A 19,620-nucleotide genomic window follows, 5' to 3' on the forward strand; every position below is an offset into this window, starting at 1 on the left:
TGGCCTGCGCCCGGTGCTGGGCCACGCGCCATGCGCAAACTGCCAAGCCATGCCCCATTCCCCCGAAGAAAAAAAACGCGCCATCACCCGGTTGCGCCGCATTCGCGGCCAGGCCGAGGCGCTGGAGCGCAGCATTGCCGAAGGCGCCGAGTGCGGCGCCGTGTTGCAGCAACTGGCCGCCATGCGCGGCGCCGTCAACGGCCTGATGGCGGAGGTGCTGCAAGGCCATTTGCGCGAGACCTTCGGCCACGCCGACTGCGGCCCCGATGCCGAGCGAGACGCGGCCCACGCGCGCCAGCACCAAGCCATCGACCAGGCCGTGGCGCTGGTGCGCTCCTACCTGCGCTGAATCTTTTCACCCCACGAAGGAGACATGCCATGAACACCACCCCCGCCGACACCGCTGGCAAAACCCTCAAATCCCGCGCCGCCGTGGCCTTTGCGGCGGGCCAGCCGCTGCAAATCGTGGAGCTGGACGTCGCCCCGCCCCAAGCCGGGGAAGTGCGCATCCGCATCACCCACACCGGCGTGTGCCATACCGACGCCTTCACCTTGAGCGGCGAAGACCCGGAAGGCATCTTCCCCGCCGTGCTCGGGCATGAAGGCGCGGGCATCGTCGTCGATGTGGGCGAGGGCGTCACCAGCGTCCAGCCCGGCGACCACGTCATCCCGCTGTACACCGCCGAATGCGGCCAATGCCTGTTCTGCCAAAGCGGCAAGACCAACCTGTGCGTGGCCGTGCGCGCCACCCAGGGCAAGGGCGTCATGCCCGACGGCACCACGCGCTTTAGTTACAACGGCCAGCCGATTTATCACTACATGGGTTGCAGCACCTTCAGCGAATACACCGTGGTGGCCGAAGTCAGCCTGGCCAAGATCGACCCCAGCTCCAACCCCGAGCAGGTTTGCCTGCTGGGCTGCGGCGTGACCACCGGCCTGGGCGCGGTGAAAAACACCGCCAAGGTGCAAGAGGGCGACAGCGTGGCCGTGTTCGGCCTGGGCGGCATCGGCCTGGCCGTGATCCAGGGCGCCAAGCTGGCCAAGGCCGGGCGCATCATCGCCATTGACACCAACCCGGCCAAGTTCGAGCTGGCGCGCACCTTCGGCGCCACCGACTGCGTCAACCCCAAGGAGCACGACAAGCCCATCCAGCAAGTCATCATCGACATGACCGGCTGGGGCGTGGACCACAGCTTCGAGTGCATCGGCAACGTGCAAGTGATGCGCGCCGCGCTGGAATGCGCGCACCGCGGCTGGGGCCAGAGCGTCATCATCGGCGTGGCCGGCGCGGGGCAGGAAATCTCCACCCGCCCCTTCCAGCTCGTTACCGGCCGCCGCTGGCTGGGCACGGCCTTCGGCGGCGTCAAGGGCCGCAGCGAACTGCCGGGCATGGTGCAGCAGGCCATGAAGGGCGAGATTCAACTGGCCCCGTTCGTCACCCACACCATGGGGCTGGATGAAATCAACCGCGCGTTCGACTTGATGCATGAGGGCAAGTCGATTCGCTCGGTGGTGCATTACTGATGCAGATGATGCGCGCGCTGGAACTGAAAATCCCGCCGCTGCTGCTGGCTGGGCTGTGTGCGGCGGCCATGTACGGCATGGCGGCGGCTCTGCCGCAATGGGTCTGGCCGCTGCCAATGAAAGCCTGGCTGGCCGGGCTATCAATGGTCGCCGGCCTGGCGGTGGCGGCGTTGGGCGTGCTGACCTTCCGCCACTACCGCACCACGGCCAACCCGCTACAGCCGCAGGCAAGTACCCAGCTTGTGACCAGTGGCATCTTTGGCTACAGCCGCAACCCAATGTACTTGGGTATGGCGCTGTGCCTGATCGGCTGGGCGCTGTGGCTGGGCCACCTCCTGGCCTGGCTGGGAGTGCCGCTATTCATCGCTTGCCTGCAGCGCCTTCAGATCGAGCCGGAAGAGCGCATCCTGCTGCGCAAGTTTGGCCAGACGTATGCCGATTACCTCGAACAGGTACGGCGCTGGTGTTAGGTTCTTGATCTCACACAATGCAGGTGGCTGTTGTGCGTAAACCGCATGGCTGAAGAGCTAGCGGGTCAGCTTGCTGCGCTACGATGAAACCTCGCTAACAAATGCTCACATCTTGCTATGGCCAAATTTCTGAACACCAGTGCAACCAACTATTTTCTGGAAGAGCTGATCAAGAATGCACGTGAGCGTGTCATCCTGATCAGCCCTTTTTTGAAGCTCAATGACCGCATCAAGGAGCTGTTGGCGGACAAGAACCGGCTCAAGATTGATGTGCGCATCGTGTACGGCAAAAGCGAGCTGCAACCCGAAGAAATCGCCTGGCTCAATGCCTTGACCTATGTGCGCACCAGTTTTTGCAAGAACCTGCATGCCAAGTGCTATCTGAATGAGGAAAACTGCATCGTCACCAGCTTGAATCTGTATGAATTCAGCCAGGTCAACAACAACGAAATGGGTGTGCTGTTTCGTAAGTCGGAAGACCATGAGCTGTACCGCGATGCCTATGAGGAAGCGCAGCGCATCATCCGTATCAGTGAGGAGGTGCGCATTTCCATGGAGCGTGTGCCAGCCCACGAGGCGGATGGCGGCGGCGTGGAGGAAGAAGAGGAGGCAGCCAGCAACAAGCTCACTTCATCCAGATTGGCCGCCAAACATAAGCTGAAAACGACGCAGTTACTTGACCGGCTGGTGCAGTCCGGGCACTTGGAAATCAAAGGCGATAAACATCACCTGACTGAAAAGGGCAAACAAGCGGGCGGCGAGTTCAAATTCAGCAAGAAGTTTGGCGCGTACTTTTTATGGCCGGAAGATTTGGCGCTGGATTGAGCCGATTGGTAGCATATTCTCGGCGGCTTGCGAACTGGCTTGCAAATTTGTAAACCTACCTGCCAATGTGCAGGACGATGTGTGGAGGCATGATGGCGACCAATCTGGCTCTTGACCCATCCCTGATTGAGCGTGCGCTTTTGCTCAGTGGCGAAACCACGAAGAAGGCGGCGGTGACGCTTGCGCTGAAAGAATTCATTGCCCGCAGGGAGCAGCAGAAAATCACCGAGCTTTTCGGCCAACTGCAATGGGACGACGGTTACTGCTACAAGGCAGAGCGAAACCGGAGCGAAGAATGAATCTGCTGGTTGATACAAGTGTGTGGTCTCTGGCCTTGCGCCGAAATCAAGAGGTGGCTGTCCCCGAAGTCGATTTCTTGAGAAAAGCGCTGACCGACGGAGAAACCATTTGCATGGCCGCCATCATTTTGCAGGAGCTTTTGCAGGGCTTCTCGGGGGCGAAAGACCAAGCCCAAATCATCGAGCGATTTCAGGCGCTGCGCTGGCTTGTGCCCTCTGTCGAAACCCATGTCGCTGCTGCGCAGCTGCGCAACACATGCCGCAGAGCGGGCGTGCAACTGGGCACGATCGATGCTTTGCTGGCGCAGCTGTGCATCGAACATGATCTGCTGCTATTGACCACAGATCGCGATTTTTCATATGCCGCAAAGCACGTGCCTTTGCGTTTGGCGGCCGTTTGAGCATTTGAGGAGAAAAACATGCAACGCACCGAACACCACGCCAGCTTTGGCGGCCGCCAGGAGGTCTGGCAACACGATTCCACGAGCACCGGCACGCCGATGAAATTCGGCATTTACCTGCCGCCGCAGGCGCTGGCGGGGCAGAAGTGCCCGGTGCTGTACTGGCTCTCGGGCCTGACCTGCACGGAGCAGAACTTCATCACCAAGGCCGGGGCGCAGCAGTGGGCGGCGCAGCATGGGCTGATCGTGGTGGCGCCCGATACCAGCCCGCGTGGCGAAGGGGTGGCCAATGACGAGGGCTACGACCTGGGCCAGGGCGCGGGCTTTTACGTCAACGCCACGCAAGCGCCCTGGGCGGCGCATTTCCGCATGGAAGACTATGTGGCGCAGGAGCTGCCCGCATTGATCGAGCAGCATTTTCCGGCCAGCGGCGCGCGCGCCATCAGCGGCCACAGCATGGGCGGGCATGGCGCGCTGACGCTGGCGCTGCGCCACCCGGGGCGTTACCGGAGCGTGAGTGCCTTCAGCCCCATCGTCGCGCCCAGCCAAGTGCCGTGGGGGCAAAAGGCTTTGCGCGCCTACCTGGGCGATGACCAGGCCGCGTGGCGACAGCACGATGCGGTGGCGCTGGTGGGCACGGCTTTGCAAGAGCGCCTGCCGCTGCTGGTTGATCAGGGCGATGCCGACGAGTTTCTGGCCGGACAGCTGCGGCCCGAGTTGCTGCAAGCTGCCTGCGCGCAAGCCGGCCACCCGCTGACGCTGCGCATGCAGCCGGGCTACGACCACAGCTATTACTTCATCGCCAGCTTCATCGGCGATCACTTCGCGCACCACGCCAAGGCGCTGAAGGTTGCTTGAGCGGCTGTCCTCACAATCTGTTCACGGACTTTGCGCAGCGCATGGCCCTTGCTGGGCGCTGGCGTGAAGCCACAAAAAAACACCACCGCCATTGCGGTGGTGTTTTTGCTCTTTGGAGTGCCCGGGCCAAGCCTCATGACCCGGACAGGCCTCTCACAGCCCTTCGTCGGCCTGCTCGCCCTTGTGGTAAGTGGTGTAGACCACGACCGGGATGTCCAGCTCGCCCAGGTACTGCTGCACCAGCGGCTTGACGTCTTCCCACTCCAGGCCGCCCACGCCGGTGGCCAGGCGCGGCAGGGCCAGGCTGCGGATGTTTTCCTGCTTGACGTACTTGGCCAGGTTCTGCAGTGCGTGGCGCACGTTCTCGACCGTGGCCTTGCCGGGCTTGGCGCTGGGGCCCTGGCCCATGGTGTTTTGCGTCACCAGGTTGACGATGCGGCGCACGCCGCCTTCTTCCTGCACGCCCACCCAAGGCCAGATCTCGCCAGCCTCGATGGCGTGCGAGTGGGTGTGGTGGCGGTAGTCCTTGACCAGCGAGGGCCAGCGCTCACGCAGCGCCAGTGCCAGGCCGCTGTCGAACGGGTCCTGTGCCGAGATGCCATGGGCCAGCAGTTCGGCCTTGCTCAGCAAAATGTCGCCAGAGACTTCCTTGATCAATTGCATTCTCCTTGTTGCGTTGTTGTGGATTCTGAGGACAAGCCCCTAGGGTGCCGCGCGCTTGTGATGCGGGTGAAGCCACGCGCTGGACTGCGTGCGCAGCGGGCCTTTCCAACTGCGTCCAAATATAGCAGCGCCCCAGTGAGCCCAAGGGGGTTGTTGGGTGTTTTACTCGGCTGACCTGGCCGCCCTTGTGGGGTGTGCGGCAGTGCTCTGCAGGCTCTGAGCGCCGGTGCGACAATGCGCCGCGATGGCGCGCAGTCAGTGTGCGCTGTGCCTGGCAAATTGTGAAAGGAAGACCATGAAAAAATCCCTCCGGCCCTGGGCCATGCCTTGGAAGACGCCGCTGGCCGCTGCGGCTTTGAGCGCAGCGCTGGCCTGTGGCGCTGCTGGTATGGCGCAGGCTGAGACCTTGCGCTGGGCAGCGGCCAATGACATTCTGACCTTCGACCCCCATGCGCAGAACCACCTGATGACCAACACCTTCGTGCAGCTGGTGTACGAAGGCTTGACGCGCTATGACAAGGAGTTCCGCATCGAGCCGGCGCTGGCCAGCAGCTGGACGTTCATCAACCCCACGCGGGTGCAGTTCAAGCTGCGCGAAGGGGTGCGCTTTCACAATGGCGCGACGATGACGGCCGATGATGTGGTGTTCTCGCTGCAGCGCGCAATGACGCCGCCCTCGAACATGGGCGCCTACGTGCGCAGCATCGCCAAGGTCGAGAAGATCGACGACATGACGGTGCAGCTCGATCTCAAGGGCCCCAGCCCCTTGCTGCTGCGCGAGCTGATCGGCGCGCGCATCATGAACAAGGCCTGGGCGGAGGAGCACAACTCGGTGCTCTCGCAGGACTTTGCCGCCAAAAAGGAGAACCACGCCGCGCGCCACGCCAATGGCACCGGGCCGTTCGTGCTGCAGAGCTGGCAGCCCGATACGCGCACCCGCCTGACGCGCAATGAGCAGTGGTGGGATCGACCCGAGGGCAATGTGACTGAAGTGGTGTTCACGCCCATTGCCTCGGCGGCCACGCGCACGGCCGCGCTGCTGAGCAATCAGGTGGACTTCATCAACGACCCGCCGCCGCAGGACTTGCAGCGCCTGGCAGCCAATGCCGACATCCGCATCCTGGAAGGGGCCGAGTACCGCACGATTTTCTTCGGTCTGGATCTGCACCGCGACGAGCTGCTCTATGGCAGCGTCAAGGATCGCAACCCGCTCAAGGATCGGCGCGTGCGCCAGGCGCTCTACCAGGCCATCGACATCGATGCCATCCACAAGCGCATCATGCGCGGCCTGTCCGTGCCCACCGGTGCCATGGTGGCGCCCATGGTGCATGGCTGGTCGCAGCAGCTGGAGCAGCGCGCCAGCGCCTACGACCCAGAGGCCGCCCGCAAGCTGCTGGCCGAGGCGGGCTATCCCGAGGGCTTCTCGCTGGAGCTGGACTGCCCCAACGACCGCTACATCAATGACGAGGCCATTTGCCAGGCCGTTACCGCCATGTGGGCGCGCGTGGGCATCAAGACGCAGCTGCGCACCATGCCCATGGCCACCTATTCGAAGAAAGTCGCCAGCCACGATGCCAGCGTCTATCTGTACGGCTGGGGCGTGGCCACTTTCGATGCGCTGTACACCCTGGACTCGCTGGCGCACACGCGCGAGGGCGGCAGCGCCGGCAACTTCAACATGGGGCGCCTGTCGGACGCCAAGCTGGATGCGGCGATCGCTGCCGCGCGCACGGAAACCGACGAGGCCAAGCGCGATGCGCAACTAAGCCAGGCGCTGCAAATCGTCAAGGACGAGTACTACTACCTGCCGCTGCACCATCAGATCCGCCCCTGGGCCATGCGCAAGAACGTGCAGACCATCTACCGCGCCAACGACGTGCCTATGCCGCAGTGGACGACGGTACAGCCCGCCTCTGGCAAGGCGCGTTGAGGCACAAGGGGCTTGCACGCGGCGCGAGGATTTTGAGGGCAGCCACGCTCGGGGCCGTTGGGATGAAGTGTTGCGGCGGTGTTTTCTGTCGAAACTGCGCAGCAGCTGCGGCTGTTGCCCCGAAAAGCCGCTTCACAAACCCAATCTCAACAGCCCCTGGTGTTTGATCCCAGACTTTGATGGTTCAATCTTCTCCCCCGAATGGAAGGAAGGACTATGGGCCAGATTCTTCATGCAAGCGCCACGACGACAGAGGCAACCCGCCGAGCGATACAACATAGTCAAGAGAGCCTGAGCGCAGGCCCAGCGCTATGGCATCAGCGAGCAGACGGTCTACAGGTGGAAAAACCGCCAAAGCGTGTATGGCCGCCCGCACACGGCGCACCAACTGCCGCAGTCTGCCCTAAAGGGTCAAACGCCCATGCAGGCCATGAAACTATGGCACCGAGAGCGGCCTGATCTGTTCAACAAGCGGCCATATGATCGCGCGGGATGTGAAACCTAGGGCGTGTTATGCACTTTTCGCCCCCCCACACACACAGCAAAATTATGAAAACCACGAAAAATTTTTGAGAGAAAAATGAATAACGTATTCATCATTCGGGTCCATGTTCGGAAAATGGAAAACTCCATTATGCCGGGCAACATGAGTGATGCCTATGCCAGTTGCTATGCTGCGTCGACCAATTATGAGGAGGCTGTCAAAAAGGTGCTAAAAAATTGATATCCGATGGTCTATATCCTGTCGAGATATTGGCGCCTATCGCGATGCTTAAGGCAAGTGAATGGGGTATTCATGTCAAAGAACAGTGGGGGATTTATGCTGGCGAAATGCCAGACCAAGATGAATTCATGAAGCGAATGGATGATGGCGATGTTGTTTACGGCCCCTTCGGTGGATACTGATTTCTCCAAAGTTCAATCCAGCAAACCATGATTAGAGATAAACACAAGGATAAAGCCTACTTTGACAAATACATCAGCTTGAGAGATGCTGCCATAGCCAAACGCTTGGCAGATGTTGAAACATTTCCAAATATCGAAGGACGTGTTGACCGGGCATATACGCTTGTACATGATGCACTCATCAGTTGCATATACCGATTTAGCCGGGGCGACAGCTTAGAAGACATCCGTCCGCATGTTTTGCTATGGATACAGGCCAAGGAAATCCAACAACGCGTCATAGAAAATACTCCCGCCGAATTCAAAAAAGCATGCGAACAATACACAAAAGTAACGCTGGATACCGTTTATGACGCATTGACCATGATGGCCTTCAGCGCGGCCTCGCGCTTTACCCCTGAAGAAACGCATCGGTTATTGAATGCGATAGGTCACGCGGGCAAAGATGCGCTGATAGACGAGGCGGCCCGCGCCTTGGGGGACGTAAACCGTCCTGTGGCTGCGGAATGTGCATTCCCGAACGTTTATGCGCCATTGCTGGAAGTTTGGCGCTCTGCTCCAGAGCAGCGTGAAGCGCTACTGCAAAAATATATCAGCAGCTGGAAAAAGAAAATATCGCCTATTTACTGGTCTGATAACCTGGAGGGCGCAGGCGGCGCTTACTTTGGCTACTGGTGTTTCGATATCGCGCTGGTTGTGATTTTATTGAATATCCCGGATGCGGGATTAAGAAAAAATCAATATTATCCGACTGATTTGGTGGATGCGGCGACCGGCTCCCGCTGAGGCGTACCAGCCCGCCAACCACGAGGATTGCAGGCCCGAGCGACAGGGCAACAAGCGTGCGGTCAGGGCCAGCGCGACGTGTGCCTCATCCCCGCCAGCGCCCAAATGGCGGGTCTCAAAGTCGTCCGTCACCGCCACCGACGCGTAAGGCAACGTGGATATGGCCGACCTGCAAGCCAAGTGCGCGCAATACAGCCAGCAACGGGCCTGCGTCATGATCACCGACCCCAGCTACCCACGGCGTTTTTGAAGAACAGGTCAAAAACCTGTGCGCGCTGGTGCACCAGCATGGCGGGCGATGAGTGCGCCATCGGCACCGTCAGCGCCGCCCCCTATGGCGACGCCAGCGTGCTGCCCATCAGCTGGATGTACATCCGCATGATGGGCGCAGAGCGCTTCATCGACGCCATGATCGCCTTCCGCGCCGAAAGGCAAGGCGCGTTGAAGCACAAGGGGTTTGCACGCAGTGGAGGACTTTGAGGGCAGCCACGCTCGGGGCCGTTGGGATGAAGTGTTTCGGCGGTGTTTTCGGTCAAAACTGCGCAGCTGCTGCGTTGACAGCGCTTGCAAGCTGTTCAGGCCTTGCGCGCGCGTTGGCCTTGCATCTGCGGCAGTTGCCTCGCAAAACCGCTTCGCAAATCCAATCTCAACAACCCTAGGCCGTAGCCGGGTTGGCAAATAATACGGCGCTATGCAGCGACAACCCTTTGCCTTTCAGCCCGTGGGGCACTATGAGAACTTCCCGGTGGCCAGTTGGCTGTGCCCGGCCCGCTTGCGTGCGCCGGTGGCGGCCATCTACCACTACGCGCGCACGGCCGATGACTTGGCCGATGAGGGGCAGCTGCCCATGGCCGAGCGCCTGCAGCTGCTGCGCGAATACCGGCTGTGCCTGCATGGCGAGATCGTGCCGCCGCAGCATTGGCAACCCATCTTTGCCGCCGTGCAACATGCCCGCACGGAGTTCGATCTGCCCCTGGAGCCTTTCGATGCCCTGCTCGACGCCTTTGAACAGGATGTGAAAAAGACCGCCACGGGCCAGGGCTACGCCGACCGTGCCGAGCTGCTGGACTACTGCGCGCGCTCGGCCAACCCCATCGGCCGCCTGCTGCTGCGCCTGTACGGGGTGGACAGCGCCACGGCCCAGCAGCAAAGCGATGCCATTTGCACGGCTTTGCAGCTGATCAACTTCTGGCAGGACCTGGGCCGCGACATCGAGCGCGGGCGCTGGTATGTGCCCGAGCGCGATGCCAGCGCCTACGGCGTATCGCGCCCCATGCAAAAGCAAGCCTGCCAGCAGCCAAGGCCGCCGCAGCCCCTGGCCGATTTGATGGCCTCACTGGTGCAATGGGCACGCGAGTGCATGCAGGAAGGCTTGCCGCTGGTGCAGCGCCTGAGCGGGCGCGCGGGTTGGGAATTGCGCGTCATGGTGCAAGGCGGTTTTCGCATTCTGGAAAAGATCGAAGCCAGCGGCTATGCCAATTACTACCATCGCCCCAGCATTGGCCGAGGCGACGTGCCACTGCTGTTGTGGCGCGCCTGGCGCATGTAGGCCGCCAGCATCCGATGGTCTGCATTGCTGGCGGCCCACTGACCTACTGACCTGCTCAATTACAGGAGAACGACATGCTCACCCTTTGTGGCTTTGCAGCCAGCAATTACTACAACCTGGTCAAGCTGGCCCTGCTGGAGAAGGCTGTGCCTTTCGAGGAGCGGCTGGTCTGGCTGGAGGACGTGGACCGCAGCGCCAGCCCTTTGGGCAAGGTGCCGTACCTGCTCACGCCCCAGGGGACGGTGAGCGAATCCGTGCCCATGCTCGAATACATTGAGGCCATCCATCCGCAACCAGCGTTGTTGCCGGCCGATGCATACGAGGCGGCCAAGGTGCGGGAGCTGGTGCGCCACATGGAGCTGCATTTGGAGCTGGTGGCGCGCACCCTGTACCCGCAAGCCTTGTTTGGCGGTCGCGTCAGCGACGAAGTGCAGCAGACGGCGGCGCGGTTGCTGAAGAAGAACGTGCCGGCCTTTGCCCGGCTGGCCGACTTCTCCCGCCCGTTCCTGGTCGGAGATGCACTGAGCTGGGCCGATTGCGCTGCCATCGTGCACCTGCCGCTCATCAGCAGCGCCACGCGCGCCCTCTACGGCCAGGATGCGCTGGCCGAGCTGCAGGCGCAGGATTATCTGGCGCGCATGGCGCAGCGCCCCCACGTACAGACGCTCAATGCCGAGCGCAAGCGCAATGCTGAGCAATTGCTGGCCCGCTACAACGCGGGCCGCTGATTTCCATTCCAGGGGATCAAAGAGGAGGCCTTTGAACCGGCTTTGACGAGCAGGGCGCGCGCAGGCCGAAAGCCGCTCTGGCGCTGCCAGCCGTCATTGCTGCGCAGTGGGCGCGACCTGAGGCGCGACCGAGGGTGTCGGGCTGCTGCCGCTGCCGCTGTTTACAGTGGCTGGGGCACTACCGCTGGCGGTGGCTGTCGTGCCGTTGGCGGCTGTGGCGCTGGCGGTGGCATTGGCGCTCGTTGCCGCAGCGGCACTGCTGTTGTCTGCAGCGGCGCTGGCCGCTGGCGGGCGCAGCTTGTCAAGCTCTGCGCGCTGCAGTTGCAGCCGGTCGACACGCTCCTGCGCGATATCGTCCTTGCGTTGCTGGCGGTTGATCTGGCGCTGGCGCGTGACGTCGTCAACCAGGCGCCCGCCGGAGGTGGCCCCGGCGCAAGGGGTTTGCTGGTAGATGGTTTTACCGCCCGGCCCCTTGCACTTGTAGGTCTGCTGCGCTGCGGCGCTGCCGGGGGCGGCCAGAGTGGCCAGCGCGGCCAGGGCCACGGCGCTGGCAAGCAGGCTGGCAGAGAGAAGGCGCGTGGGTCGGCGTGTGACGAACATGGCGGATGGACTCCCTACGTGTGTGATGTGAATGGCGCCCTGCATGGAGCGCGCCAGGCCTGCGGGCTGCTTTGGCGCGGGCAAGGCGTTTGATCCCGCATGGTAGCGCAGCAGCCAGCAAAAAGCCCGGCATATGCCGGGCTGCATGTGACGGGCGGTGCGGGCGGCGATCACATGTCCGAGTAGTTGGGCCCGCCACCGCCTTCCGGGGCCACCCAGACGATGTTTTGCGTCGGATCCTTGATGTCGCAGGTTTTGCAGTGCACGCAGTTCTGCGCGTTGATCTGCAGGCGCTTGCCGTCCTCGCTGGCAGCGTCGTCCACGAATTCGTACACGCCTGCCGGGCAGTAGCGCGACTCGGGGCCACCAAACTTGCGCAGGTTGATCTCGATGGGCACGCTTGGGTCCTTGAGCGTCAAGTGCGCGGGCTGGTCCTCGCCGTGGTTGGTGTTGCTGATGAACACGCTGGAGAGACGATCAAAGGTGATCGTGCCATCGGGCTTGGGGTAGTCGATCTTGGCGCACTCAGCCGCTGGCTTGAGGAAGCTGTGGTCGGGCGCGGGGTTCTTCAGCGTCCAGGGCGGCACCTTCACGCCCAGCTTGGGCAGCAGCCAGTGCTCGACCCCGGCCATCAGCATGCCGATGGTGCGGCCCTTCTTGAACCAAGGCTTGAAGTTGCTGGCCGCCTTGAGTTCTTGGTACAGCCAGCTTTTCTCGAAGGCCTCAGGGTAGGCAGTGAGTTCATCGCGCTGGCGGCCGGCGGCAATGGCGTCGAACAGCGCATCGGCCACCAGCATCCCGCTCTTGATGGCCGCGTGGCTGCCCTTGATGCGGCTGGCGTTGAGGTAGCCGGCGTTGCAGCCCACCAAAGCGCCGCCGGGGAAGATGGTCTTGGGCAGGCTGGGGATGCCGCCATTGTTGATGGCGCGCGCGCCGTAGCCCAGGCGCTTGCCGCCCTCGATGTGCTTGAGGATGGCAGGGTGCTTTTTCCAGCGCTGCATTTCCTCGAACGGGCTCAGCCAGGGGTTCTTGTAGTCCAGCCCGACGACAAAGCCCAGCGTGACCTTGTTGCCCTCCATGTGGTAGAGGAAGCCGCCGCCGAAGGTGTCCTTGTCCATCGGCCAGCCGGCGGTGTGCACCACCAGGCCGGGCTGGGCTTTCTCAGCGGGGATTTCCCACAGCTCCTTGATGCCGATGCCAAAGCTCTGCGGGGCCTTGCCCTCCTGCAGGTTAAAGCGCGCCAGCAGCTGGCGGCCGAGCTGGCCGCGCGCGCCTTCGGCAAACACGGTGTACTTGGCGTGCAGCTCCATGCCCAGCTGGAATTCGCCGGTGGGCTCGCCATCTTTGCCGATGCCCATGTTGCCCGTGGCAATGCCCTTGACGGCGCCATTTTCGTCGTAGAGCACCTCGGTGGCGGCAAAGCCGGGGAAGATCTCCACGCCCAGGGCCTCGGCTTGCTGGGCCAGCCAGCGCACCACATTGCCCAGGCTGATGACGTAGTTGCCTTCGTTGTGGAAGTTGTTCGGCACCAGCGCGGCCGGGGTCTTGGTGGCGCCGGTCTCGCTCAGCAGCAGCACCTCGTCGGCGCTGACGGGCTGGTTCAGCGGCGCGCCTTTTTCTTTCCAGTCGGGGATCAGCTCGCTCAGCGCAATCGGGTCCATCACGGCGCCGGAGAGAATGTGGGCGCCGGGCTCGGAGCCTTTCTCCAGCACCACGACGTTGAGCTCCTGCTCCTTAGCTGCCGCCAGCTGCTTGAGGCGGATCGCAGTGGCTAGGCCGGCGGGCCCGCCGCCGACGATCACCACGTCGTATTCCATCGATTCTCGCGGGCCGTACTGGGCAAGGATTTCTTCGTTGGTCATGCTCGATTCCTGTGGGGGCGGGCCGGCTGCGCCGGACTTGTGGGAGGCTTATTTGAGAGCCTGCGCACGAACTCGACTCGGGGCGGCAAGAGGCGCGGCATCGGGCGGTTTGCGGCGTTGTCAATCCTCGCATCCCATCCTAGACCGCCTCTTGCCCACTCGCGCCCAGATCGCGCACGGGTTCTGAGAAACCATGTCCGGCTGGTGACGCACATCGGGGCAGGCAGAGGCCGACAATGCGCAACCGCCGCCAGAGTGCAGAGACCGGCGGCGGGCGGCACAGTTCGGGTGCCAATGATACAAGCAACCTCAGCGCTGCCAGGGCGTGCAGGCCCTGGCAGCGGCACATGGAGAACGACATGGCATACACCATCGATTTGGCGGGCCGCGTGGCCTTGGTGACAGGCGCATCCAGCGGGCTGGGCAGCCGTTTCGCACAAACGCTGGCTGCGGCCGGCGCCACCGTTGTGCTGGCCAGCCGCCGCCGCGACGCGCTGCAGGCGGTGCAAGAGCGCATCACACAGGCCGGCGGGCGCGCCTTCATCACGGCCATGGACGTGACCGACCCGGCCAGCATCGAGGCGGCGCTGGCCGATGCCCAGGCCCAGGCCGGGCCGATCGACATCCTGGTCAACAACTCGGGCGTGAGCACCACGCAAAAGCTGCAGGACGTCACGCCGCAGGACTGGGATTTCGTGCTGGACACCAACCTCAAGGGCGCCTTCTTCGTCGCCCAGGGCGTGGCGCGGCAGATGATCGCGCGCGCCCAGGCCGGCGGCGGCGCGCTGCAGGGCGCGCGCATCATCAACGTGGCCTCGATGGCGGGCCTGCGCGTGCTGCCCATGATCGGCATCTACGCCGTCAGCAAGGCCGGCGTGGTGCAGATGACCCGAGCCATGGCGCTGGAGTGGGGCCGCTTTGGCATCAACGTCAACGCGCTGTGCCCAGGCTACATCGAGACCGAGATCAACCGCGCGCACTTCCAGACCGAGGCGGGCAAGAAACTCATCCAGATGCTGCCGCGCAAAAAAGTCGGCCAGCCCGAGGATCTGGACGGACTGATCGTGCTGCTGGCCAGCGGCGCCAGCCATTTCGTCAACGGCGCCGTCATTGCCGCCGACGATGGCTTCGGGGTTTGACCGGCTTGCAGGCCGCTGGCTGCGGGCGGCAGAATCTGCCGCTTTGAACAAGTTCTGAACGATCAGGAGACACCATGAAGCACACGACGACGATGCGGCGCGCAGCCGCCGTCTGGCTGGCCGCAGCCGCGCTGGGGGCCGTGGGCAGCGCGCAGGCGCAGTGCCTGGACGACGCACAGATCCAGGCCTGGGTGACAGGCTATCTGGAGAAAACCCCGGTGGACAACCCGCCGGGCGATCTGAGCGCTGCCGATGGCGCTTGCACGCGCGCCAAGTTCAATGCCGCATTGGCGCAGCGCCTGGGCAAGGTCGTGGGCTACAAGGCCGGGCTGACCAACCCGGCGGTGCAAAAGCGCTTCAACACCGACCAGCCCGTGTGGGGCAAGCTCTACGAAGGCATGCTGCTGCCCAATGGCGCGACGGTGCCGGCCCGCTTTGGCGCCCGGCCGCTGTTCGAGGCCGACCTGCTGCTGCGCGTGGCTGACCCGGCGGCGCTCAAGCAGGCGCGCACGCCTGAACAGGCGCTGGCCGCCATGGACCAGGTCATCCCCTTCATGGAGCTGCCAGACCTGCTGGTGCAGGCCCCGCCCAAGCTCAATGGCGCGGGCGTGAGCGCCATCAACGTCGGCGCCCGTCTGGGCGTGGCTGGCGAGCCGCTGGCCGTGCCGCAGGACGAGGCCGGCCGCACCGCGCTGCTGCAACAGCTCAGGGACATGGAAGTCACCCTCAGCGATGCGCAGGGCAAAGAGCTCGGGCGCGGCAAGGGCAGCGATGTGCTGGAGCATCCGCTCAATGCCGTGCTCTGGCTGGTGCAGGCCCTGGGCGCTGAGGGCATCGAACTCAAGCAGGGTGACGTGCTCAGCGTCGGCTCGTTCTCGCCGCTGCTGCCGCCTGCGGCCGGGCAAAGCGCCGAGCTGCGCTACGAGGGCTTGGCCGGCGCCCAGCCGGTGCGCGTGCGCTTCGAGTGAACGGGCTTGCCCAGCCCGGCCAGACTGGCCAGCGCGCCAGTGCCCGGCCATTCCCATGGCGCTGGCGGCGCTTTGCTTGGCTCAGGCCGCCTGGGCCGTGCGCCCCACAGCCAGCAGGCTGGCGCCCATGGCCATGAGCACGCCGCCGAAGACGCGGTTTTGCACGCGCCGCGCGCGTGGCGTGCGCAGCAGCGCGCGCAGGCGCGAGGCCAGGAACGCATAGCCGTGCATCACCACCACGTCCACCGCCAGCGTGGTGATCAGCAGGATCAGCAGTTGCAGCACCAACGGGCGCTGGGGGTCGATGAACTGCGGCAGCACGGCCACCATGAAAACGATGCCTTTGGGGTTGGTGGCGTTGGTCAGCGCGCCGGTCAGCAGGCGCTGGCGTACGGACGGATGCGCGGGCAGGTGCGGCGCATGTGCGGCGCCCGCCGTGCCTGCGGCGTCCAGCGGGCTGCCCACGTGCGCTGGCGCACGCCATTGCTTGAGGCCCAGCCAGCATAGGTAGAGCGCACCGGCCACCTTCACCACCCAGAATGCCGTGCCAGAGGCCAGCAACACCGCGCCCACGCCCACCCCGGCCACCAGCAAGATGAAGGCCAGCCCAATCTGCAAACCCCAAATGGTGGCCGAGGCCTGGCGCACGCCATAGGCCAGCCCGTGGCTCATGGACAGCACCGCGCCAGAGCCGGGCGACAGCGCGATCAGCCAAGTGGCGGCAAAGTAGGCCAGCCAGAGATGAAAGTCCATGGTTCGATTTCCGTTGTTTTCAAAGGCGTTGAAGATACCGCGCGGCAGGTGGTGCACCGGGCGTGCGTGCATGTGCGTTTTGAGTGGATTTTGCGCTGCCCCTGGCTATGACTGGGCCAGACGGCCGTCTTGCATCAGCAGCTGGCGGTCGCAGCTGCCCGCCAGCTGTGGGTCGTGCGTGACGATCAGGCAGGCGCTGCGCTGCTGGGCCGATTGCTCGGCGCTGAATTCGCGCAGCAGCGCAAAAATTTCGCGCGCGGTCTGGCTGTCGAGGTTGCCGGTGGGCTCGTCGGCCAGCAACAGGCGTGGCGCGGGCAGCAGCGCTCGGGCAATGGCCACGCGCTGCTGCTGCCCGCCCGAGAGGGCGTGCGGCCTTTTGTGCGCGTGCGCGCGCAGCCCGACGCGGTCAAGCAAGTGCAACGCACGCTCGACGTCCTGCTCGCGCGCCCTGCCGTGGGCGATGCTGGCGGGCATGAGCACATTCTCCAGCGCGCTGAAGGCCGGCAGCAGATGGTGGAACTGAAACACAAAGCCGATGCTGCGGCCGCGCAGGGCAGTGCGCTGGCGCTCGTTCAGGCCGCTGGTGCTGCGGCCGTCGATGAGGATGTCGCCGCTGGTGGCTGGTTCGAGCAGGCCGATCACGTTCAGCAAGGTGCTCTTGCCCGAGCCTGAGGCCCCGGCCAAGGCGCAGAACTCACCGGCGGCAATGCGCAGGTCGATGCCGTGCAGGATTTCAATTTCCACCGGCGTGCCAATGTTGTGTGATTTGCGCACGCCGCGCAGCTCCAGCACGGGCGTTGGTTCAGCGGCAGGCGTTGGGGGCGAGGCGGTATCGGGCATGGCAGGCGCGCAGTTGATAGGGGGCGGTGGCGGCATCATCAGGTTTTGATGGCCTGCACCGGCTCCAGCCGACTGGCGCGCCGCGCCGGCCACCAGGCGCCTGCCAAGCCGATGAGCACAGCCCCGGCCACGGTGGCGGCCATGGTGGGCAGGCCCAGGCGCACGTCGGCAAAAATGCTCTCGGGCGCCATGCGCCCCAGGCCCATCAGCAGCGCCAGCGCCAGCAGCAGGCCCAGGGCCGAGCCGGCCAGCCCCAGCAGGCCGCCCTGCAGCAAAAAAATGGCCTGGATTTGCCGCTGCGCCGCACCCATGGCGCGCAGGATGCCGATCTCCTTTTGCTTTTGCACGGCCGAGACCACCAGCACGCTGGCAATGCCCAGCGCCACGACCAGCACGGTGAAGCTGCTGATGACGCGGTTGGAGGCCGCCTGGCTGCGCAGCGCCTTGAGCAGTTGGGCGTTGGTGTCCATCCAGCTCTCGGCCTGCAGGCCGCTGCGCGCGGCCAGCCGCTGGGCGATGTGCTTGGCGGCAAACAGCTCGTGCACGGCAATCTCGATGGTGGAGGCGCCGCCGGCCAGATCCAGCAGGTTCTGCGCCAGCGTCATGGTGGTGAACACCCAACGGCGGTTCAGGTCGCGCGTGCCGATGTCGAACAGGCCAGCGATCTGCAGGGTTTCGCTGCGGCCTTCGGCCGTGCGCAGAAAAATTTTGTCGCCCACGCTGGCGCCCAGATCCTCAGCCAAGTCGATGCCGATGATGGCCTGGTTGCCGCTGAGTGCGAATTGGCCCTGCACCATGTATTCGTGCATCTTGACGATGTTCAGATAGCGCTGGGGCTGCATGCCCAGCACGGCCACCGATTTGCTGGCGCGGCCGCGCACGGCAAAGGCCGGGCCGCTGACCAGCGCCGAGACTGCGCGCACGCCATCCATCTGCTCGGCCAGCGCCAGCATGGACTGCCACTGGTCGATGGCGCGCAGGCGCTGCGGTCGTGGCTCGATGATGGCGGCGGCGTCGCCCGTGCTGGCGCGCACGTTGCGCTCCTCCAGCGGGCGCATGACGATGTGCGCCTGGTTGCCCAGCACGCGCGCAATGGTGCTGCGCTGCAGTTCGCCAATCAGCTCGGCCAGGAACACGACCACCGCCACGCCGATGGTGATGCCCGCCAACACCAGCGCGGTTTGCACGCGCCCCTCGCGCAGAAAGCGCAGCGCCACCATCCAGACGAAGGGCAGGCGCTGGCGATGGGGCCGCTGCGGCGGTGTGGCGAGGGCGCTGCTCATGGTGCGACGCGCTCGCCGGATGGGCTGCGCACGGCGGCGCGCTGGCCCTCGCGCAGCGCCGCGTTGGGGTAGAGAACCCAATCGCCCGCCTGCAGGCCGGCGCTGACCTCGACCTGTCCGATGCCCTGGATGCCCAGCGTCACCGGCGTGCGCTGGGCGCGGCCTTGCTGCAGACGCCAGACCCAGTGCGCCTGGTCGCTGTGTTGCACGGCATCGGCTGGCAGGATCAAGGCGTTGGGCCGCTGCCTGGCCAGCAGCTCGACCGAAACGCTCATGTCCGGGCGCAGAAAGGGCGGTGGCTGTGGCACATGCAGCCGCAAGCCAACTGTGCCGCGCAGCGCATCGATGCCCGGTGCAATGTGCTCCAGCTCGGCGGCAAAGCCCTGGCCCGGATAGGCGTCGGCCACGGCCTGCGCGGCCATGCCCAGCTGCAGCAGGGCAAGGTTTTTCTCATCGACGCTGGCTTCGATGCGGGTCTGGCCTGTCTGCGCCAGCTCCAGCAGCGTGCGGCCGGCCTGTACCACGTCACCGGGCTCAACCTGGCGTGCCAGCACCAGCGCATCTGCAGGCGCGCGGATGTCCAGCGACTGGCGCTGTGCCTGCGCCTGTTGCAGCTGGGCCTGGGCCTGCTGCAGCCGTGCCTGGGCCAGCGCCTGTTGCGTGCCCCCAGCCTGCCGCGCCGCGTGCTGGGCCTGGGCGCTGCGCAGCTGTGCCTGCGCGGCCGCCAGTGCGTTGCCGGCCGCATCGAGGTGGGCCTGGGCCAGAAAGCCCTGCGCCACCAGCGCCTGGGTGCGCTCATGCTCGCGCCGCGCCAGTTGCAGTGCAGCCTGCGCCTGCTGCAGCGCCTGGGCGCTGACAGGGGCATCGACCAGCTGCAGATTGCGCAGTTGCAGCTGGGCCTGGGCCAGCTCGGCCTGGGCCTTGTGAACCTGGGCCTCGGCTTCGTGCGCGCGCAATCGCAGCAGCAGCTCGCCAGCGGCCACCTGCTGACCCTCGCGCACCAGCACCTGCGCAACGGTGCCAACGGTCTCACTGCCGAGAGTCAGGCGCGCGGCGCTGTCCACGCGGCCAGTGGCGACCACAGTCTGCCGCAGCGGCCCTTGGCGCACTTGCACGGCATCGAACACGGGCACGTGCGCCCACCACCAGAGCGCGGCGGCAGCGCACATGCCCAGCAGGAGCAGGGCGATCAACCAGCGGCGGCGTTTCGGGGTCATGGTGCCGGGGCTTTGGTGG

20 protein-coding genes and 3 pseudogenes are annotated in these 19,620 nt (G+C 64.5%); 16 read left to right on the top strand and 7 right to left on the bottom strand.

Annotated elements, in window-relative coordinates:
* Window positions 1-49: 49 nt before the first annotated feature.
* From CK620_RS04830 to fghA, 7 genes are all read left to right on the top strand, one after another.
* Window positions 50-349, top strand: a complete 300-nt coding sequence (locus CK620_RS04830; protein ID WP_095549342.1) for a metal-sensing transcriptional repressor — start codon at window positions 50-52, stop codon at window positions 347-349.
* Between the two features lie 29 nt (window positions 350-378).
* Window positions 379-1,524, top strand: a complete 1,146-nt coding sequence (locus CK620_RS04835) for an S-(hydroxymethyl)glutathione dehydrogenase/class III alcohol dehydrogenase (protein WP_095549343.1) — start codon at window positions 379-381, stop codon at window positions 1,522-1,524.
* Window positions 1,525-1,532: 8 nt separating this feature from the next.
* Window positions 1,533-1,994: a methyltransferase family protein gene (locus tag CK620_RS04840; RefSeq protein ID WP_095549593.1), complete on the top strand. Its 462-nt coding sequence runs from the start codon at window positions 1,533-1,535 to the stop codon at window positions 1,992-1,994.
* Window positions 1,995-2,111: 117 nt separating this feature from the next.
* The gene (locus CK620_RS04845; RefSeq protein WP_095549344.1) at window positions 2,112-2,819 is read left to right on the top strand and encodes a phospholipase D family protein; all 708 of its coding nucleotides are present in this window, start codon (window positions 2,112-2,114) and stop codon (window positions 2,817-2,819) included.
* A 92-nt stretch (window positions 2,820-2,911) separates the two neighbouring features.
* The gene (locus CK620_RS04850) at window positions 2,912-3,118 is read left to right on the top strand and encodes a type II toxin-antitoxin system VapB family antitoxin (RefSeq protein ID WP_095549594.1); all 207 of its coding nucleotides are present in this window, start codon (window positions 2,912-2,914) and stop codon (window positions 3,116-3,118) included.
* Window positions 3,115-3,519: a type II toxin-antitoxin system VapC family toxin gene (gene vapC, locus CK620_RS04855; RefSeq protein WP_095549345.1), complete on the top strand. Its 405-nt coding sequence runs from the start codon at window positions 3,115-3,117 to the stop codon at window positions 3,517-3,519. Before CK620_RS04850 ends, vapC begins: the two co-directional genes overlap by 4 nt.
* An 18-nt stretch (window positions 3,520-3,537) precedes the next feature.
* The gene (gene fghA, locus CK620_RS04860; RefSeq protein ID WP_095549346.1) at window positions 3,538-4,377 is read left to right on the top strand and encodes an S-formylglutathione hydrolase; all 840 of its coding nucleotides are present in this window, start codon (window positions 3,538-3,540) and stop codon (window positions 4,375-4,377) included.
* 153 nt (window positions 4,378-4,530) lie between these two features.
* On the opposite strand, the gene CK620_RS04865 is transcribed toward fghA, so the two are convergent.
* Window positions 4,531-5,040, bottom strand: coding sequence for a macro domain-containing protein (locus tag CK620_RS04865; RefSeq protein WP_238944852.1), 510 nt, complete (start codon window positions 5,038-5,040; stop codon window positions 4,531-4,533).
* A 295-nt stretch (window positions 5,041-5,335) separates the two neighbouring features.
* Here CK620_RS04865 and CK620_RS04870 point away from each other — a divergent pair, with 295 nt between their 5' ends.
* The 7 genes and pseudogenes from CK620_RS04870 to CK620_RS04895 all read left to right on the top strand — a co-directional run bounded on the left by CK620_RS04870 (window position 5,336) and on the right by CK620_RS04895 (window position 10,939).
* Window positions 5,336-6,970 carry an ABC transporter substrate-binding protein gene (locus CK620_RS04870; RefSeq protein ID WP_420894201.1) on the top strand — a complete coding sequence of 545 codons (1,635 nt, stop codon included), beginning with the start codon at window positions 5,336-5,338 and terminating at the stop codon, window positions 6,968-6,970.
* Between the two features lie 216 nt (window positions 6,971-7,186).
* Window positions 7,187-7,328 (top strand): annotated as a pseudogene (locus CK620_RS14270) (helix-turn-helix domain-containing protein); the annotation flags it as partial.
* Window positions 7,329-7,352: 24 nt separating this feature from the next.
* Window positions 7,353-7,475 (top strand): annotated as a pseudogene (locus CK620_RS13765) (IS481 family transposase); the annotation flags it as partial.
* Window positions 7,476-7,903: 428 nt separating this feature from the next.
* Window positions 7,904-8,662 carry a PoNe immunity protein domain-containing protein gene (locus tag CK620_RS04880; protein WP_095549347.1) on the top strand — a complete coding sequence of 253 codons (759 nt, stop codon included), beginning with the start codon at window positions 7,904-7,906 and terminating at the stop codon, window positions 8,660-8,662.
* A gap of 60 nt (window positions 8,663-8,722) precedes the next feature.
* Window positions 8,723-9,070 (top strand): annotated as a pseudogene (locus CK620_RS04885) (hypothetical protein); the annotation flags it as partial.
* A 283-nt stretch (window positions 9,071-9,353) separates the two neighbouring features.
* Window positions 9,354-10,211 (top strand): squalene synthase HpnC, encoded by an 858-nt coding sequence (hpnC, locus tag CK620_RS04890; RefSeq protein ID WP_095549348.1) that lies wholly within the window; start codon window positions 9,354-9,356, stop codon window positions 10,209-10,211.
* 74 nt (window positions 10,212-10,285) lie between these two features.
* Entirely contained in the window at window positions 10,286-10,939 is a 654-nt protein-coding gene (locus CK620_RS04895) for a glutathione S-transferase (protein WP_095549349.1), read from the top strand.
* A 93-nt stretch (window positions 10,940-11,032) separates the two neighbouring features.
* Here CK620_RS04895 and CK620_RS04900 read toward each other — a convergent pair whose 3' ends face one another.
* Together CK620_RS04900 and CK620_RS04905 are read right to left on the bottom strand one after the other, a co-directional pair.
* Window positions 11,033-11,539, bottom strand: a complete 507-nt coding sequence (locus CK620_RS04900; protein WP_143325933.1) for a hypothetical protein — start codon at window positions 11,537-11,539, stop codon at window positions 11,033-11,035.
* A gap of 170 nt (window positions 11,540-11,709) precedes the next feature.
* Window positions 11,710-13,401, bottom strand: a complete 1,692-nt coding sequence (locus tag CK620_RS04905) for an electron transfer flavoprotein-ubiquinone oxidoreductase (protein WP_095549351.1) — start codon at window positions 13,399-13,401, stop codon at window positions 11,710-11,712.
* A gap of 359 nt (window positions 13,402-13,760) precedes the next feature.
* On the opposite strand from CK620_RS04905, the gene CK620_RS04910 reads away from it, so the two are divergent.
* A complete protein-coding gene (locus CK620_RS04910) occupies window positions 13,761-14,540 on the top strand; it encodes an SDR family oxidoreductase (protein WP_095549597.1) in 780 nt (259 codons plus the stop codon).
* Window positions 14,541-14,614: 74 nt separating this feature from the next.
* Window positions 14,615-15,508 (top strand): 2-keto-4-pentenoate hydratase, encoded by an 894-nt coding sequence (locus tag CK620_RS04915; protein ID WP_420894202.1) that lies wholly within the window; start codon window positions 14,615-14,617, stop codon window positions 15,506-15,508.
* 81 nt (window positions 15,509-15,589) lie between these two features.
* On the opposite strand, the gene CK620_RS04920 is transcribed toward CK620_RS04915, so the two are convergent.
* The 4 genes from CK620_RS04920 to CK620_RS04935 all read right to left on the bottom strand — a co-directional run bounded on the left by CK620_RS04920 (window position 15,590) and on the right by CK620_RS04935 (window position 19,601).
* The gene (locus tag CK620_RS04920; protein ID WP_095549352.1) at window positions 15,590-16,261 is read right to left on the bottom strand and encodes a LysE family transporter; all 672 of its coding nucleotides are present in this window, start codon (window positions 16,259-16,261) and stop codon (window positions 15,590-15,592) included.
* 105 nt (window positions 16,262-16,366) lie between these two features.
* Window positions 16,367-17,101 carry an ABC transporter ATP-binding protein gene (locus tag CK620_RS04925; RefSeq protein ID WP_095549599.1) on the bottom strand — a complete coding sequence of 245 codons (735 nt, stop codon included), beginning with the start codon at window positions 17,099-17,101 and terminating at the stop codon, window positions 16,367-16,369.
* A 38-nt stretch (window positions 17,102-17,139) separates the two neighbouring features.
* On the bottom strand, window positions 17,140-18,384 hold the full coding sequence (locus tag CK620_RS04930; RefSeq protein WP_095549353.1) for an ABC transporter permease: 1,245 nt from the start codon (window positions 18,382-18,384) through the stop codon (window positions 17,140-17,142).
* Window positions 18,381-19,601, bottom strand: coding sequence for an efflux RND transporter periplasmic adaptor subunit (locus tag CK620_RS04935; RefSeq protein ID WP_095549354.1), 1,221 nt, complete (start codon window positions 19,599-19,601; stop codon window positions 18,381-18,383). The genes CK620_RS04930 and CK620_RS04935 overlap by 4 nt, the downstream gene beginning before the upstream one ends.
* Window positions 19,602-19,620 lie beyond the last annotated feature (19 nt).

The sequence above is a fragment of the Vandammella animalimorsus genome (genome assembly GCF_002285285.1).
In the GTDB taxonomy this organism is placed as follows: Bacteria; Pseudomonadota; Gammaproteobacteria; order Burkholderiales; family Burkholderiaceae_C; genus Lampropedia; species Lampropedia animalimorsus.

Bases quoted from the DNA above. Each gene is read 5' to 3' on its own strand.
- CK620_RS04910 (WP_095549597.1), top strand. From the start codon at position 13,761: ATGGCATACACCATCGATTTGGCGGGCCGCGTGGCCTTGGTGACAGGC.
- vapC (WP_095549345.1), top strand. From the start codon at position 3,115: ATGAATCTGCTGGTTGATACAAGTGTGTGGTCTCTGGCCTTGCGCCGA.
- hpnC (WP_095549348.1), top strand. From the start codon at position 9,354: ATGCAGCGACAACCCTTTGCCTTTCAGCCCGTGGGGCACTATGAGAAC.
- CK620_RS04905 (WP_095549351.1), bottom strand. From the start codon at position 13,401: ATGACCAACGAAGAAATCCTTGCCCAGTACGGCCCGCGAGAATCGATG.
- fghA (WP_095549346.1), top strand. From the start codon at position 3,538: ATGCAACGCACCGAACACCACGCCAGCTTTGGCGGCCGCCAGGAGGTC.
- CK620_RS04845 (WP_095549344.1), top strand. From the start codon at position 2,112: ATGGCCAAATTTCTGAACACCAGTGCAACCAACTATTTTCTGGAAGAG.
- CK620_RS04840 (WP_095549593.1), top strand. From the start codon at position 1,533: ATGCGCGCGCTGGAACTGAAAATCCCGCCGCTGCTGCTGGCTGGGCTG.
- CK620_RS04930 (WP_095549353.1), bottom strand. From the start codon at position 18,384: ATGAGCAGCGCCCTCGCCACACCGCCGCAGCGGCCCCATCGCCAGCGC.
- CK620_RS04900 (WP_143325933.1), bottom strand. From the start codon at position 11,539: ATGTTCGTCACACGCCGACCCACGCGCCTTCTCTCTGCCAGCCTGCTT.
- CK620_RS04925 (WP_095549599.1), bottom strand. From the start codon at position 17,101: ATGCCCGATACCGCCTCGCCCCCAACGCCTGCCGCTGAACCAACGCCC.
- CK620_RS04865 (WP_238944852.1), bottom strand. From the start codon at position 5,040: ATGCAATTGATCAAGGAAGTCTCTGGCGACATTTTGCTGAGCAAGGCC.
- CK620_RS04895 (WP_095549349.1), top strand. From the start codon at position 10,286: ATGCTCACCCTTTGTGGCTTTGCAGCCAGCAATTACTACAACCTGGTC.
- CK620_RS04915 (WP_420894202.1), top strand. From the start codon at position 14,615: ATGAAGCACACGACGACGATGCGGCGCGCAGCCGCCGTCTGGCTGGCC.
- CK620_RS04830 (WP_095549342.1), top strand. From the start codon at position 50: ATGCCCCATTCCCCCGAAGAAAAAAAACGCGCCATCACCCGGTTGCGC.
- CK620_RS04870 (WP_420894201.1), top strand. From the start codon at position 5,336: ATGAAAAAATCCCTCCGGCCCTGGGCCATGCCTTGGAAGACGCCGCTG.
- CK620_RS04920 (WP_095549352.1), bottom strand. From the start codon at position 16,261: ATGGACTTTCATCTCTGGCTGGCCTACTTTGCCGCCACTTGGCTGATC.
- CK620_RS04850 (WP_095549594.1), top strand. From the start codon at position 2,912: ATGGCGACCAATCTGGCTCTTGACCCATCCCTGATTGAGCGTGCGCTT.
- CK620_RS04935 (WP_095549354.1), bottom strand. From the start codon at position 19,601: ATGACCCCGAAACGCCGCCGCTGGTTGATCGCCCTGCTCCTGCTGGGC.
- CK620_RS04835 (WP_095549343.1), top strand. From the start codon at position 379: ATGAACACCACCCCCGCCGACACCGCTGGCAAAACCCTCAAATCCCGC.
- CK620_RS04880 (WP_095549347.1), top strand. From the start codon at position 7,904: ATGATTAGAGATAAACACAAGGATAAAGCCTACTTTGACAAATACATC.